Origin of the sequence: Cupriavidus sp. SK-4 (assembly GCF_000611125.1) — a bacterium.
Classification (GTDB): Bacteria; Pseudomonadota; Gammaproteobacteria; order Burkholderiales; family Burkholderiaceae; genus Cupriavidus; species Cupriavidus necator.
Map to the genome: position 1 here is coordinate 1 of NZ_JFJW01000245.1, position 14,697 is coordinate 14,697.

Annotated in this window: 13 protein-coding genes, 1 pseudogene and 2 riboswitches; of the genes and pseudogenes, 6 read left to right on the top strand and 8 right to left on the bottom strand. The window is 67.7% G+C overall.

Annotation, left to right across the window (positions count from 1 at the left end; genetic code table 11):
• On the top strand, positions 1-461 hold a 461-nt coding region (locus CF68_RS35175), incomplete at its 5' end, for a branched-chain amino acid ABC transporter permease (protein ID WP_035828310.1).
• A 79-nt stretch (positions 462-540) separates the two neighbouring features.
• Here the strand turns inward: CF68_RS35175 and CF68_RS35180 are convergent.
• Complete coding sequence (locus tag CF68_RS35180; RefSeq protein ID WP_369798940.1) at positions 541-1,854, bottom strand: D-amino acid dehydrogenase; 1,314 nt, start codon at positions 1,852-1,854, stop codon at positions 541-543.
• A gap of 11 nt (positions 1,855-1,865) precedes the next feature.
• Positions 1,866-1,984: riboswitch (glycine riboswitch) on the bottom strand.
• Positions 1,985-2,083: riboswitch (glycine riboswitch) on the bottom strand.
• A 209-nt stretch (positions 2,084-2,292) separates the two neighbouring features.
• Here CF68_RS35180 and CF68_RS35185 point away from each other — a divergent pair.
• Genes CF68_RS35185 through CF68_RS35195 form a run of 3 tightly spaced genes read left to right on the top strand, consistent with a single transcriptional unit; the run spans position 2,293 to position 6,315 of the window.
• Positions 2,293-4,569, top strand: a complete 2,277-nt coding sequence (locus CF68_RS35185) for a TonB-dependent receptor (RefSeq protein WP_035828314.1) — start codon at positions 2,293-2,295, stop codon at positions 4,567-4,569.
• 25 nt (positions 4,570-4,594) lie between these two features.
• Positions 4,595-5,815 (top strand): sialidase family protein, encoded by a 1,221-nt coding sequence (locus CF68_RS35190; RefSeq protein ID WP_035828316.1) that lies wholly within the window; start codon positions 4,595-4,597, stop codon positions 5,813-5,815.
• A complete protein-coding gene (locus CF68_RS35195; protein ID WP_035828319.1) occupies positions 5,812-6,315 on the top strand; it encodes a hypothetical protein in 504 nt (167 codons plus the stop codon). Before CF68_RS35190 ends, CF68_RS35195 begins: the two co-directional genes overlap by 4 nt.
• A gap of 25 nt (positions 6,316-6,340) precedes the next feature.
• Here CF68_RS35195 and CF68_RS35200 read toward each other — a convergent pair whose 3' ends face one another.
• The 3 genes from CF68_RS35200 to CF68_RS35210 all read right to left on the bottom strand — a co-directional run bounded on the left by CF68_RS35200 (position 6,341) and on the right by CF68_RS35210 (position 9,148).
• Positions 6,341-7,330, bottom strand: a complete 990-nt coding sequence (locus CF68_RS35200) for a tripartite tricarboxylate transporter substrate binding protein (RefSeq protein ID WP_035828322.1) — start codon at positions 7,328-7,330, stop codon at positions 6,341-6,343.
• A gap of 61 nt (positions 7,331-7,391) precedes the next feature.
• On the bottom strand, positions 7,392-8,372 hold the full coding sequence (locus CF68_RS35205) for a tripartite tricarboxylate transporter substrate binding protein (protein ID WP_013952159.1): 981 nt from the start codon (positions 8,370-8,372) through the stop codon (positions 7,392-7,394).
• Between the two features lie 26 nt (positions 8,373-8,398).
• Entirely contained in the window at positions 8,399-9,148 is a 750-nt protein-coding gene (locus tag CF68_RS35210) for a GntR family transcriptional regulator (RefSeq protein WP_035828325.1), read from the bottom strand.
• A 125-nt stretch (positions 9,149-9,273) separates the two neighbouring features.
• On the opposite strand from CF68_RS35210, the gene CF68_RS35215 reads away from it, so the two are divergent.
• Positions 9,274-10,128 carry an amidohydrolase gene (locus CF68_RS35215; protein ID WP_035828327.1) on the top strand — a complete coding sequence of 285 codons (855 nt, stop codon included), beginning with the start codon at positions 9,274-9,276 and terminating at the stop codon, positions 10,126-10,128.
• 22 nt (positions 10,129-10,150) lie between these two features.
• Here the strand turns inward: CF68_RS35215 and CF68_RS35220 are convergent, their stop codons facing one another.
• Complete coding sequence (locus tag CF68_RS35220) at positions 10,151-11,071, bottom strand: LysR family transcriptional regulator (protein WP_035828329.1); 921 nt, start codon at positions 11,069-11,071, stop codon at positions 10,151-10,153.
• A gap of 92 nt (positions 11,072-11,163) precedes the next feature.
• Between CF68_RS35220 and CF68_RS35225 the strand changes: the two genes are divergently transcribed.
• On the top strand, positions 11,164-12,177 hold the full coding sequence (locus tag CF68_RS35225; protein ID WP_013952163.1) for an NAD(P)-dependent alcohol dehydrogenase: 1,014 nt from the start codon (positions 11,164-11,166) through the stop codon (positions 12,175-12,177).
• A gap of 16 nt (positions 12,178-12,193) precedes the next feature.
• On the opposite strand, the gene CF68_RS35230 is transcribed toward CF68_RS35225, so the two are convergent.
• The 3 genes and pseudogenes from CF68_RS35230 to CF68_RS35240 form a co-directional block, all read right to left on the bottom strand.
• A complete protein-coding gene (locus tag CF68_RS35230) occupies positions 12,194-12,889 on the bottom strand; it encodes a DUF2894 domain-containing protein (protein WP_035828332.1) in 696 nt (231 codons plus the stop codon).
• Positions 12,882-13,529 carry an OmpA family protein gene (locus CF68_RS35235; RefSeq protein ID WP_013952165.1) on the bottom strand — a complete coding sequence of 216 codons (648 nt, stop codon included), beginning with the start codon at positions 13,527-13,529 and terminating at the stop codon, positions 12,882-12,884. Before CF68_RS35235 ends, CF68_RS35230 begins: the two co-directional genes overlap by 8 nt.
• A pseudogene (locus CF68_RS35240) lies at positions 13,526-14,697 on the bottom strand (DUF802 domain-containing protein); the annotation flags it as partial. The gene CF68_RS35235 and the pseudogene CF68_RS35240, both read right to left, overlap by 4 nt.

The window sequence follows — 14,697 nt, forward strand, 5'->3', positions numbered from 1 at the left end:
TGATCGTGCGCACGGTGCATTCGCCGTTCGGGCAGATCCTGAAGGCGATCAAGGAGAACGAGCCGCGCGCGGTGTCGCTTGGCTATGACGTCGACCGCTTCAAGCTGACCGCCTTCGTGCTGTCGGCGGCGCTGTCGGGGCTGGCCGGCTCGATCAAGGCACTGGTGCTGGGCTTCGAGACGCTCAGCGACGTGCACTGGTCGATGTCCGGCATGGTGATCTTGATGACGCTGCTGGGGGGCCTCGGCACGCTCACCGGGCCGATTATCGGCGCGTTTGTTGTGATCGCGCTGGAGAACAAGCTTGGCGAACTGGGCGGCTACCTTGCGGCGGTGACGGGCATCGACTGGTTCAACGGGTTCGGTGAATCGGTGTCGATGGTGACGGGCATCATCTTCATCGTGTGCGTGCTGACCTTCCGCAAGGGGATTGTGGGGAGTTTGGGGCGCGGACCCGAATGAGGCGAAACCCGTCCATGCCCCTAGTTCTCTCCCCTCTCCCCTAAATGGGAGAGGGGGGAAAACATCTGCAAGTTCAGGCTTAGGCCTTGGCCAATGCCAGCGACGCACCCGGCGCGACTGCCAGCTTCGCGCCGAGATGCTGGTAGACAATCCCCGCCACCATATCCGCAGTCACCGCCGACAAGGTCCACCCCAGGTGCCCGTGCCCGGTGTTGTAGAAGATGCATGCCGTCCGTCCGCGCCCCACACGCGGCAGCATATCCGGCATCATCGGCCGCAGCCCGGCCCAAGGCACCACGCTGCGCGTGCTGACGCCGGGGAAGCACTGCTGCACCCATTCCACCAGCGGGCGGATGCGGTCGGCGCGGATATCGCGGTTGTAGCCATTGAACTCGGCAGTGCCGGCCACGCGGAAGCGGTCGTCGCCCAGGCGGCTGGTGACCAGCTTGGTTTCGTCGTCGAGCAGGCTCACCACCGGTGCCGCGGCGCGGCTGGCTTCATCGGTCAGGTTGACCGTGATCGAATAGCCCTTGACCGGATAGATGTTGACGCGGTCGCCCAGCCCCGCGGCCAGTGCGCGGCTGGCGGTGCCGGCGCAGATCACGGCGCCGTCGAAGGTGGAGCTGGCCGTGTCGGCGCCGTCCTGAACGGTCACGGTGGCGCGCCTGCCGTCGGTCTTCACCGCCCGCACGTCCTGGCCGTACAGGCAGCGCACGCCTAGCCGATCGATGGCCGCGGCCAGGCCGCTGGTGAACTTGTGGATGTCGCCGGTGGAATCGCTTTCGGTGAAGTAGCCGCCATAGTAGGACCCGGCCAGCGTCGGCTCGATCGCGCGCATCTCCTCGGGCGTCACGGCGCGGCGCTCCAGCCCGCCCTGCGCCAGCAGCGCTGAGACCCGGCCGGCATGGTCGAAGCCGGCCTTGTCGCGGTAGATATGGAGGATGCCTTCCTTCTTCAGGTCGAAATCGATGCCTTCCTGCGCCGCCCAGCCGAACAGGTGCTCACGCGCGGCGATGGCCAGGCGCGCGGTCTCGATGGTGTTACGGCGGTAGTGGGGGATCGCGGCGATGAACTCGGCGAACCAGGACAGCTTGTGCCAGCTGGGCCGGGGATTGAGTAGCAGCGGGGCGTCGTTGCGCAGCATCCATTTCATGCCCTTGACGATGGTCGACCAGTGGGTCCAGACCTCGGCGTTGGAGGCCGACAACTGGCCGCCGTTGGCGAACGAGGTCTCCATGGCGGCATAGCGGTGCCGCTCGAACAGCGTGACGGAGAATCCGCGCCGGGCCAGCGCGTAGGCCGTGGTGACACCCGTGATGCCACCGCCGATGACAGCGATTGATTTCATGATCTGCAGGTTCCAGGAACGTCGATGGTGGGAGCCCGGACGCAATATGCGTGGCGGACGCCCCCTCTGTTCTGGACCTGAGAGATTCACGACACCCGGCCGCCAGGGCGGGGTACGCTTGCTCCTTCGGTATGCCGGCGGACGATAGCGTCCGGCATTCTTCAGAGTGCACTGACTGGTGATGCCGGTCCTTTTGCCTGAGAGTTTCCGGGGCGGTTGCTCCTTCGGCGCTGTGCGCGGCGGGCGCCGCGATAGTCTCTCCCTGCATCACATTGGCTTGACGCCAATCGGGGCAATGTAGTGACAAGGTCCGACGTTGGATATGCGGGTTAACACTTAGGCGGCCTGCCGCCCGCGTCGCTATGTCGCATCGGCCTGCGTCCCCATGCCCCATAAAATGTCAGCGCTCGCTCTCGGGGAGAAGCGCCGTATGCTGCGCTCAGGTGGAGTGAGCCAAAAAAAAGACGACAACAAGGTTTTCCAGTGAAGAAAAATCGCATTGCACTGGCCGTTTCGGCGGTACTGATGGGCCCCGCCGTCGCCGCCGCCCAGGTGGTGGACGCGCTCGAGCCGCTGCAGGAGGTGGTGGTCTCGGCCAAGTCGGAGCGCGGCGAGACGCCGGCCATACCGCCCAACACGCCCTCGCCGGCCTACGGCATCAGCAGCCGCCGCATGGCCGACTTCAATGTGGTGAACACGGAAGACGCCCTCAAATACGCGCCCAACCTCGCCGTACGCAAGCGCTTCATCGGCGATATGAACTCGATCATCTCGGTGCGCAGCACCAGTTCGCGCCAGTCGGCGCGGGGGCTGGTCTATGCGGACGGCCTGCTGCTGTCCAACCTGCTGGGATCGGACTTCAGCTTCCCGCCGCGCTGGTCGCTGGTCAACAGCGCTGAGATCGAGCGCATGGATGTGCTGTACGGCCCGTATTCGGCGCTGTATCCCGGCAACTCGCTGGGTGCGACGGTGCTGATCACCACGCGCACGCCGGAGAAGTTCGAGGGCGATGCCAGCGTGCAGCTGTTCACGCAGCGCTTCAGCCTGTACGGCACGCACGACAACTTCAACGGGGTCCACGCCAACGCCTATGTGGGCGACCGCGTCGGCCCGTTCTCGTGGCTGGTCAGCGTGGACCGGCAGGACAGCAAGAGCCAGCCGCTGAGCTTCTATACCACGGCGCGCTCCACGGCCCGTGCCACTTCCGCCGACAAGCCGGTCACCGGCGCCCACTTCGACCAGGACCAGACCGGCCGCGACCGCGTGGTGATGGGCGTGAACAGCGAGGGCGTCACGCATACCGTGCAGGACCAGCTCAAGCTCAAGCTTGGCTACGACATCACCAATACCCTGCAGGCGCAGTTCACTGCCGCCTACTGGCAACAGGACCGCTCCAGCGCCACGGGCAGCTACCTGCGCGATGCCAGTGGCAACGTGGTGTCGAACGGTCCAGTGAATATCGGCGGCTACGAGTATGTGATTCCCGCCAACGCCTTTGCCCCGAGCAATGGCGAGGACGCGCGCTGGCTCTATGGCCTGTCGCTGCGCACGCGCAACGAGACCGGCTGGAATTTCTCGGGCGTGGCGTCGCTGTTCGACGTCAGCAAGGACATCAGCCGCAGCGCCAACACCGTTGGCAGCGGGCCGGGCACGGTGACCTATGGCGACGGCACCGGCTGGCGCACGCTCGACCTGAAGGCCGACTACCGCCCGCAGCAGCTGCAGGGCGGGCACTGGGTCACGTTCGGCTATCACTACGACAACTACCGGCTGAGCAACACCACCTACAACACCTCGGACTGGCAGGCGGCCACCATCACCGCCTTCAACAACGCCTTTGCCGGCAAGACCGAGACCCAGGCGCTGTATGCGCAGGACGCCTGGTACTTTGCCGAGGACTGGAAGCTGATCCCCGGCGTGCGCTACGAACACTGGCGTGCCTATGACGGCAGCCGCAGCCAGCCCGGCGCGGATATCGGCTACCCGGTGCGCAGCGAATCCAACTGGTCGCCCAAGCTGGCGCTGGAGAAGGCCTTCGGGCAGGACTGGCTGGGCCGGTTGTCGCTGGGCCAGGCCTATCGCTACCCGACTGTCAGCGAGCTGTTCCAGGGCCGCATCACCGGGACCGCGCTGATCAACAACGATCCCAACCTGCGGCCAGAGCGGTCGTTCTCGAAGGACTTGACCTTCGAGCGCACGTTGGATTCGTCGTACTTCCGGGTCTCGGTGTATGAGGACGATATCCGCGATGCCCTGGTCAGCCAGACCAACACCACGGTATTCCCGACTGTCACCAGTTTCCAGAACGTCGACCGCGTGCGCACCCGCGGCATCGAGCTGGCCTATGACGCGCGCGATGTGTTCGTCAGCGGCTTTGACCTGTCGGCCAGCGGGGCCTACAACCATTCGAAGACGCTTGAGAACGCCAACAACCCGGCCTCGGTGGGCAAGTACTTCTACCGCATCCCCAAGTGGCGGGCCAACCTGATGGGAACCTATCGCATCACGCCGGCCTGGGCCGGCACGCTGGCCATGACCTATTCGGGGCGGCAGTACAATACGCTCGACAATTCCGACGTCAATCCCGCCACCTTCGGCGGCACCAGCAGCTTCCTGACCTTTGACGTCAAGGTGACGTACAGGCCCGCGAAGAACGTGCGCCTCGGGCTTGGCATCGACAACCTCACCGACCAGCGCTACTACGTCTACCACCCGTATCCGGGCCGGACGTTCTACGCCGAGGCGAAACTTTCCTTCTGAGCACGTGAACAGGCTGACCACACCCATGCAAGGCGTTTGCCCCAGTTTCCGTCTGATCGTTGCCGGGCTGATGGCCTGCGCCGCGCTGGCCGCGACCGCGCAAACGCACGGCGATCACGCCGGCCACGGCAGCCAGGCCAAGACCGCGAAGATGAGCGAGCTGGGCACCGGCGCGGCCTTCGATCGCGAGGGCAAGCTGTGGGTCGCCTACAAGGACGGCCCTTACGTCGCGGTACGTGCATCGACCGACTACGGCCGCAGCTTCGGGCCGGCGCAGCATGTCAACAGCGTGCCGGAGCAGGTTGCCGCCGATCACGAAAGCCGGCCCAAGGTGGCCGCGGGGCGCGACGGCGAGATCTACGTCACCTGGACCCAGCCGCTGCCCAAGCCGTGGACCGGCTTTATCCGCTTTGCGCGCTCCACCGATGGCGGCAAGTCCTTTGCCGAACCGCTGACGGTGCATGCCAACCGCGACCAGATCGCACACCGCTTCGACGCCATCGCGGTGGACAACGCCGGGCGCGTCTTCGTCAGCTGGATCGACAAGCGCGACGTGGTTGCCGCCGAGGCGCGCAAGCAGCCGTACGCCGGCGCCGCGGTCTACTACGCGGTCTCGGCCGACCAAGGCAAGACCTTCCAGGGCGACTACAAGATCGCCGACCAGTCGTGCGAATGCTGCCGCATCGCGCTGTTGCCCACGCCTGACGGCAAGATGCTGGCGCTGTGGCGCCATGTATTCCCGCCCAACACGCGCGACCACGCGCTGGCGCTGCTGGGCACCGACGGCAGGGCCACGCCGATGCAGCGCGCCACCTTCGACGACTGGCGCATCGACGCCTGCCCGCACCACGGCCCCGGCGCTTCGGTGGCGCCCGATGGCACGGTGCATATGGTCTGGTTCAACGTGCGCGAAGGCAAGCCCACGGTCTCGGTGGGGCGCTGGAAGGACGGCAAGCTGCTGGCACAGCGCCCGCTGGACGACCCGCGCGCGCAGCATGCCGATATCGTCGCGCTGAAGGACAACGAGATCGCGGTGACCTGGAAATCGTTCGACGGCCAGCAGACACGCCTGTCGGCGATGTTGTCGCAAGACGGCGGCAAGACCTGGCAGACGCGCAAGCTTGCCGGCACGGAGCGCGACTCGGACCAGCCGCACTTGCTGCAGCATGCGGGCCGCGCCTACGTGCTGTGGCGTACCGAGGCCGAGGGCTTCCAGGTGTTCCCGCTGGGCAAGGAGGGCGCATGATGCCATCCCGCCGCAAGCTGCTCGCCGCTGCCGTCCTGACCCTGGCGATGACTGCCGCCAATGCCGGCAGTGCGCCGGCCGAGCGCGTCGCCGTGTTCGCATCGGCCAGCGCCACCCTGCTGGCAGCCAGCCAGCAGGGCAAGCCCTTTGTGCTGGTGGTGTGGTCGCTCGACTGCGTCTATTGCAAGCGCAACTTCGACGCCATCGGCAAGCTGCGCGCGCAGCACCGGGACCTGCGCGTCGTCACGCTGGCGACGGACAACCCCGACGCGCTGCCACAGGTGCAGCAACTGCTCCAGCGCGTCAGGCTGACGCGCAACGCGTGGGTGTTTGGGCACGAGCCGCAGGAGCGGTTGCGCTATGCGGTCGATCCGGACTGGATGGGCGAGATGCCGCGCACCTACTTCTATCGCGCCGATGGCCTGCGGCAGGGCGTGTCCGGCGTGATCAGCGACGCCGACTGGGGCAAGCACCTGCGCTGGGCCGGCATCGCCGGCTGAGGCTGCGCCGGGAGCGGCTGCCCGTTCAATCCGGCTTGATCCCCGCGCGCGCAATGATCGGCTTCCAACGCTGCTGTTCCTGCGCGATAAAGCGCGAGAACTCCGCCGGCGTGTCGCCCACCACAATCGCCGCATCCGCGCTCAGGCGCTCGACCGACGACTTGCTCTTCACAGCTTTCACGGTGGCGTCCGCCAGCTTGTCGGCGGCCGCCTGGGGCAGAGACGCCGGTGCCAGCAGGCCATACCATTGCGTCATTTCGAAGCCGGGATAGCCTTGTTCGGCAACCGTCGGCACGTCAGGCAGCTGGGGAATGCGCTGGGTCGTGCCGGTGGCGATGCAGCGCAACTTGCCGGCCTTGATGAACTGGATGATCGCCGGTGCGCCGACGGCGGCCGCGTCCAGCCGCCCCGACAGCAGGTCGGTGATCTGCGGGCCGCTGCCGCGATACGGCACATGGGTGATGAAGGTGCCGGTCGCGGCCTTCAGGTATTCAAAGGCCAGGTGGCCGGCGCTGCCGTTGCCGGCCGAACCGTAGTTCAGCTTGCCGGGTTTGCTCTTGGCCAGCGCCACGAACTCCTTCAGGTTCTTCGCGGGCACGTCGGGGTGGACCACATACAGGCTCGGCACCTTCGACAGCAGCGAGATCGCGCGGAAATCCTTGATGGGGTCGTAGGGCAGCTTCGGGAAGATAAACGGATTGACCGCCAGCGTGCCGATATGGCCGAGGATCAGCGTGTGGTTGTCATCGGCGCGCGCGACTTCGCCCATCGCGATATTGCCGGCCGCGCCGGGCTTGTTCTCGACGAAGACTGACACGCCAAGCAGCTTGGTCAGCTCCGCCGCGGTGGAGCGCGCCACGATCTCCGAGCTGCCGCCCGGCGCGAACGGCACCACCAGCCGGATCGGCTTGGCCGGCCAGGCCTGGGCACGCGCCAGCGTTGGCGCCAGCGCGCACGCGCCCAGCGCGGCGGTGGTCTTGAGCAGATGGCGGCGAAGGGGATTGATCGAGGTCATGTTTTTCTCCTGAAGGTTCTGTAGCTGGGCCGTGGTGGGGCAGGGGCGGTGCTGGCGGGTGCTATTCGGGCTTGATGTTGCCGTCCCGGATGACCTTGGCCCATAGCCGGGTCTGCCCGTCGATGAATTGCCGTGCCTGTGCTGGCGGCGCAGCCACGACCTCGCCGCCCAGCTCGGCCACGCGTTGCCGGATCTCGGGGCTGGTCATGACTTTCTGCAGGGCGTCAGCGAGCTTCGCTGCGATCGGGTCCGGCGTTGCGGCGGGCAGGAAAGCCGCGTTCCATTCATAGACCTCGTAGCTTGCCACGCCGGCTTCCTGCATGGTGGGCACGGACGGCAATGCCTGGGTGCGGGCATGGCTGGTCACTGCCAGCGGCTTGAGCTTGCCGGCCTTGATGTGCTGCAGGCTCGACGCCACGTTGGCAAAGAACAGCGGCACCTGGCCGGCGATGACATCGGTCATGGCGGGGCCGCCGCCCTTGTAGGGCACATGCAGTAGGTCGACTCCCGCGCGCTGCTCGAACAGCACGCCCGCCAGATGCTGCGCCGAGCCATTGCCCGAGGACGCAAAGGCGACCGAGCCTGGCTTTTGCCTGGCCATGGCCATGACGTCGCTGACCTTGCTGGCAGGGAAGCTCGCCGTGGCCACCAGCACATTGGGATAGCGCGCCAGCACGCCGACCGGCCGGAAGGCCTTGTCCGGATCGTAGGGCAGGCGCGGATAGAGGCTGGGATTCACCGCATACGAGGAGGCATCGACCATCATCGTGTAGCCGTCCGGCGCCGCCTTGGCGACATAGGCTGCACCGATCTGCCCACCGGCACCCGGGCGGTTCTCGACGATCACGGTCTGGCCCAGCTCGCGCCCGAGACCCGGGGCGATCAGCCGTGCCATCAGGTCCGCGCCGCCGCCCGGCGGATACGTCACCACGATCGTGATGGGGCGTGCCGGCCAGGCCGCGGCGGTGTCGGCGGCCTGCACCAGCGTGGTGGTGGTGATCATGGCAGCGATCGTGGCGGCGATCGCGTGGCGTGCGTGCATGGGTCTGTCTCCTCGGGTGCGGTCCGTCAGCGGACGTCCGCGGTATAGCGAAAGGCAAAGGCGTCGCCCCGCGTCAGCCGGTATTCGATGCAGCTGCCGCCCAGGTCGAAGGCATGCCGGGTCACGACCGCGCACGGGTGCGCATCCGGCAAGTCCAGCAAGGCGGCCTCGTCTGCTGCTAGCGTGCGGAAGGTCACTTCATCAACGGCGCGATGGACCGTAATGCCGCAGGCGCTGCCCAGCAGCGGGTAGAGCAGGTCGCCCCATTGCACCGGCGGGAGTTGCTGCAGGGCCTCGCAGCGCGGCAGCGGCAGCCAGATCGATTCCAGCAGCCGGGGCGTGTCATCCAGCCAGCGGCGGCGTGAAATTGCCAGCCCGCGTGCACCCGTCGGCAGCCCGAAGCGGGTTGCCATGGCCTTGTCCAGGCGCACGGCGCGGCACGACAGGATTTCCGAGCGCGGCACCGCCGGCGCGCCATCGGCGCCGCCGAAGCGGAAAAACCGCATCAGGCTGGCCCCGCTCAGTCCCTTGCGCACGAAGGTGCCCTTGCCCTGCACGCGCTCCAGCAGGCCCTGCTGGACCAGCACGGCGATGGCCTGCCGGATGGTGCCCAGCGCGATGCCGAACTCCTTGGCCAGCGCGCCTTCCGCAGGAATGGCGCTGCCGGGCGCCCACGCGCCCGAAACGATCCTTGCCTGCAGTTCCGCCGCAATCTGGCCGTAGCGGCTCAGGCCCGCGGCGGTGGTTGTAGTCTGGAGCAGCGCGTTGTCTGGCATGCCGAACCCGTGCTAAATTGATGTCAATGCCGATGTCCTCTAGAGGACTAGAATACTGACGCGGGTTCGGATGCCATATCCGGATATACCCGCGCCACTGAGCCGCGCCACGGAGGGACTGACTGATGAGCAAGCGCGCATTGCCGCTGGTGGATACCCACTTCCACGTCTTCGATGCCGGAGTGGCCGCGCCATCGGCCCGCTACCGGCCGCCCTATGCCGCCGACCTGAAGGGCTGGCACGTCCGGCTTGCAGAACTCGGAGAGCTGTATGGGGTAGTGGTGCAGCCCAGCTTTCTCGGCACCGACAATGCGGCGCTGCAGGCCGCGCTGCAGGCCATGCCCGGGCGCTTGCGCGGCGTCGCGGTGGTCGACCCGGAAGTGACGGACCAGGAACTGGCCACATTGCACGGCGCCGGCGTGCGGGGCATCCGCCTGAACCTGTATGGCGATCCGGACTGGCAGCGCATTGCCACCGCGCCGTGGCGCGGGCTGTTCTCCCGGATCGCCGGGCTAGGCTGGCATGTCGAACTCCATACCAGCAACGGCGATGGCGCCATGGTGCTGGCGCAGCTTGACGCGGCCCTTGGCGATGCCGGCGCGCCGGTCGTGCTTGACCACTTTGGCCGGCCCGGCCCCGCAGGAACCGCGGATGCGATCTTCGACGTGGCCACTGCCGTGCGCGCGCGCCGCCAGGTCTGGGTGAAGATCAGCGCGCCGTACCGGCTTGCATCCCCTCAGGACTGGCACGGGCTTGCGCAGCGATGGCGCGAAGTCGTGGGCGATGACCGCTTGCTGTGGGGCAGCGACTGGCCATGGACCAATCACGAGGCGCCGGCTCGGGTCGACGAGTGCCGGATGCTTGCCGCATGGCCGGGACAAGGGGCGTCCGGTGACAGCGAGGAGGCCGGCGCGGCCTTGTCCGCTGCGCTCCGGTGGCGCAACGCCGCAGCGTTGTACGGGTTTGCGGTGAAGGGATAGCGGGCGACTTGCGCCGCCGGCGTCAGTCCAGCGCGAGCACCCCGGGAATCGCCTCCACCAGCAAATCGATCGTCACCCTCAGCTTGTGCGGCAGGAAGCGGGTGCGCGGCCACACCAGGTGCAGCGGGGTCCGGATGACGGAGGCTTGCGGCAGTACGCGCACCAGCGTGCCCTGGTCCAGCGGCTGCCGCACCAGCCACAACGGGACATTGACCAGGCCCGCGCCACGTATGGCTGCGGCGGCGATGGTGTCGATATCGTCAAAGCCGAGACGGTGCGCCAGTTCCGTCCGCGCGATATTGCCGTCGGGACCGGCAAGTGACCAGGGCACGGACTCGCCGCCATGCATGTAGACGAGGCAGCGGTGCGAGGCCAGGTCGGCAATGCTGGTCGGCGTGCCATGCTTGCGCAGGTACGCGGGCGCGGCGCAGAGCACCATCGCCTGCATGCCCAGCGGACGTGCCACCAGCATGTCGCTGTCCGGCAGGCGTCCGCTGCGGATGGCCAGGTCGATGCCGTCGTCAGCAAAGTCGACCAGCCGGTCGGTGAAATTCCCTTCCAGCCGCAACTGCGGATGACGGTCCGCCAGCTCCAGCAGCAGCGGCGCCACATGGTGGCGGCCGAACACCACCGGGGCGCTCACGCGAACCCGGCCGGCCGCTTCCCTGCGCCCGGCTTCGAGCATGAGCTGGGCGGCATCCAGGTCTTCCAGCGCCTGGGCACAGCGTTCATAAAAGGCCTGGCCGTCATCGGTCAGCGCCAGGCTGCGTGTGGTGCGCACGAACAGGCGCGTGCCGACGCGTGCCTCAAGCCGGGCGATGGCCTTGCCGATGGCCGAGCGCGTCAGCCCCAGGCGCGCCGCGGCCTGGGCAAAGCTGCCGGCCTCCGCGGCGGCCACGAAGGCGGAGATCCCGGCCAGCCGGTCATGGGTAATTGGTTCCATAGGATCTACATGGGAAGGACATCGATTGCTCAATGGATCTGTCAGGGAATCAGTATAGTGGGTTCACCGTTTTCAACAGACCGGAGTACCCCATGACGTCCTCCATGCAACGCTGGCAACTGTCCGCTTTCGGCCGCAACAACCTGCGTCGCGTCGACGCGCCCATTCCCGTGCCCGGTCCCGGCGAGGTGCTCGTGCGGGTCCATGCAGTGGCCCTGAACTACCGCGACCTGCTGATCATCCAGGACGGCATGGGCATGCCCGTGCAGCCGCCGCTGGTTCCCGGGTCGGACATGCGCGGCGAGGTGGTGGCGATTGGCGAAGGTGTAGCCGACTTTGCCCCTGGCGACGCCGTGATCAGCACCTTCTTCACCGGCTGGCTCGATGGCGTTCAGCCGCGCCGCAGCATGCCGCTGGGCGTGCCTGGTCCCGGCATGCTTTCGGAGTACGTGGTGCTGGCAGAAGATTCGCTGGTGTCGGCCCCGCGCACGCTCGACGCCGCGCAGGCCAGCACCCTGACCTGCGCCGGCCTGACGGCCTGGCAAGCCCTGGCCGAGGCCACGGTGACGCGGCCCGGCGACACCGTCGTGGTGATCGGCACCGGCGGCGTGGCCCTGTTTGCCGTGCAGATCGCCCGCGCACAGGGTGCGCGCGTGATCGTGGTGTCCGGCAGCGACGACAAGCTGGCGCGCGTGCAGGAACTGGGCGCGGCGCATGGCGTCCATCGCGGCCGCACCGCTGACTGGCCGGCTGCCGTGCGCGAGCTGACCGGCGGCCGCGGTGCCGACCATATGCTGGAACTGGCTGGCGGAGACAACTTCGGCCGGTCGCTGGCCGCGCTGGCGCAGGGCGGCCGGATCTCGGTGATCGGCAACCTTCAGGGCGATGAGCTGCGCGCCAGCGTCTATCCGGTGCTGCATGGCCGCGTGACCGTGCAGGGGATCGGCGTGTCGCACCGGCGCGCGCTGCAGGACCTGGTGCGTGCCGTGGACTGGCTGGGGCTGCGCCCGGTGATCGAGCGCGAGTATGACTTCGGGGACTTGCCCGCGGCGCTCGACCACCTGGAACGCGGGGCCTTCGGCAAGGTGGTGGTGCGGCTGCGCTGAGGCGAGGGCCGGACTGCTATTTGCGAGCCTTGCCGCGCGCGCTCTTTTTGGCCGCGGCGGCGCGCGCCGCTTCTTTCTCGGCCGCCGCCGCTGCGCCCAACTGCTCCAGCCAGGACATGCCCTCGACATAGGACAGGAAATGCCGCAGGTATTCCGGCGAGGTCTCGCGCATCAGCGACAGCGAACGATGCACGAGATGGTCGGTATTGAGCGGCCCGGCATTCTCCGGCACGCGTTCCAGCGACAGGCGGAAGTGCTGCTCGACGCTGACCCTGGCCCAGGTTTCGCGGAAGTAGTCGGCCAGGGCATCGACCAGCGGCGCGTTGGACTGGGGGGCGTGTGCCGGCACCGGCGCGGGCGACCGTGCATCGTTCGAGGCGACCGCGACGGCGGGCCTGGCGCGCGCGGTGATGTCGTGCACGAGTGCGCCAAGCGCGCTGGCTGTCGGGCTGGACGTTGGCGTGGACGGCGCGCCACCATCGGCAATATCGCTATCGTTGCCTGTGTACCGCTGCACGATGGCTGCATACGCGGCGGCCATACCTCGCAGGCGCTCATCCAGCAAGCCCCGCACCGCGCCACTGTGTCCGGCGCAGCGACGGGCCAGCGCCTCCATCAGGCGGAAGCGCACGGGATCGGCCTGGTCGGCGCCGCTGGCCTGCCAGGCGTCCAGTTGCGCGCGGATATCGGCTGCCACGTCGAGGCTAGCCATGCGGCTTCACCGTGCCCGCGGTCACGCGCGGCACCGGCGAGATCTCCACGCGCCGGTTCTTCGCGCGGCCCTCGGCATCGGCATTCGGTGTCACAGGCTGCTGCGAACCGAAGGCGGCCGAGAACACCGAGGTGGGCGGGATGCCGGCATCGATCAGGGTGCGGGTCACGGTCAGCGCGCGCTGCGCCGACAGCTCCCAGTTGTCGGCAAAGCGGCGATTGCCTTCGCGCACCTGCTGGTCGTCGGTAAAGCCGCTCACCATCAGGATCTCGTCGCGGCTGCGCAGGTAGGCTGACAACGGTTGCGCCAGGCTTTTCAGCAGATCGCGGCCGTCAGGTTGCAGCTGGTCTGAGTTGAGCGCAAACAGCACGTTGCCGCTGATGCCGATGCGCCCGTTCACCAGCGTCACGCGGCCGGCCGCCAGCGGCCCCGCCAGCGCCTTTTCCAGCGTCTCGCGGCGCTGTGCTTCCTCCTGCCGCTGCTTCACCTCGGCTTCCAGCCTGGCCGACAGTTCCATCTGCACGCCGATGACCCCCAGCAGGACCAGCACGAACGCGCCCAGCAGGACCGACATCAGGTCGCCAAAGACCGCCCACGCGGGAACGGTCGGCTCAACGCCGGCGTCAAGGTCCTCTCTCATGCCGCCTCTGCGCTGGGCGCTTGCTGGCCGGCGCGCTGCTGCAGGTCCTCAAGGATCTGCTTTTGCGACAGCATGCTCAGGTCGACGACTTCGCGCGCCTGCGCCACGTAGTAGGCCAGTTGCTCGTCGCTGCGCGTCATCGACTTGTCCAGCGCGACCTCGATGCGCTGCAGGTGGTCGATCAGCTTGCCGTTGGATTCGCTGAACAGCTGCACCGCCACGCCAAAGGCCTCGCCCAGGCTCGCGACTTCGACCGCGCTGCCGGTGACCTGCGAGGCGATGTCGGTGAGCTTGCCGGTTTCGGATTCGACCTTGTCGGTAAAGCGCGTGCCGACGCGGTCCAGCAGGTCCGCCGTGGTGGCGACCAGGGTGTCGACCACGCTGCGCTGCTCAGTGGAGGCATGATTCACGGCATCGAGCAGCGTGCCCAGCGTTTCCAGCATGCGGCTGCGTTCTTCCAGCATGGCGTTGTCGCGCGCCATGCCGTCGGTGAGCTTCTCGCGCAGTTCCGCGATGACCTCCGCGGCGGCCTTGGGCGCTTCGGATGCGGCCTGCATCAGGTGGGCAACTTCGGCGATGGTGCCGGTGGCCTGGGCCTGCGCCTGGGCTGCCATGTCGCGCGCGGTGACGGCCAGCGTCTCGCAGATTTCCTGCTGGCGGCTGACAGTGTGTGCGCTGGCCTGTTCCCATTCCTGGCGCAGCGATGCGGCCATGGTGCCGAGCGTATCGGTCCAGGCAGCCATGCGTTCCGCGTCCTGCGATGCCAGTTCCGCCTGCAATGTGGTGGCGGCCTTGGGTGCCTCGGCCGCAGCTTGCACCAGGCGGTCGATTTCGGCGAGGGTGGTGCTGGCATGCGCCTGCGTCTCGGTCGAGATCGCGCGCGCGGTCTGCGCCAGCGCCTCGCAGATCTCCTGCTGGCGGGTGGCGGCGTGCGTGCTGGCCTGTTCCCACTGCTGGCGCAGCGTGGCGGCGATGGTGCCGAGCGTATCGGTCCAGCTGGCAAAGCGCTGTTCATCGCGCGCAGCCAGCTCGGCCTGCAGCGCAACGGCCGCCTTCGGGGCGTCCGTTGCAGCCTGCACCAGACGGTCGATCTCAGCGAGGGTGCGACTGGCATGCGCCTGGGTCTGGGTCGAGATGTCGCGCACGCTCTGCGCCAGCGTCGTGCTGA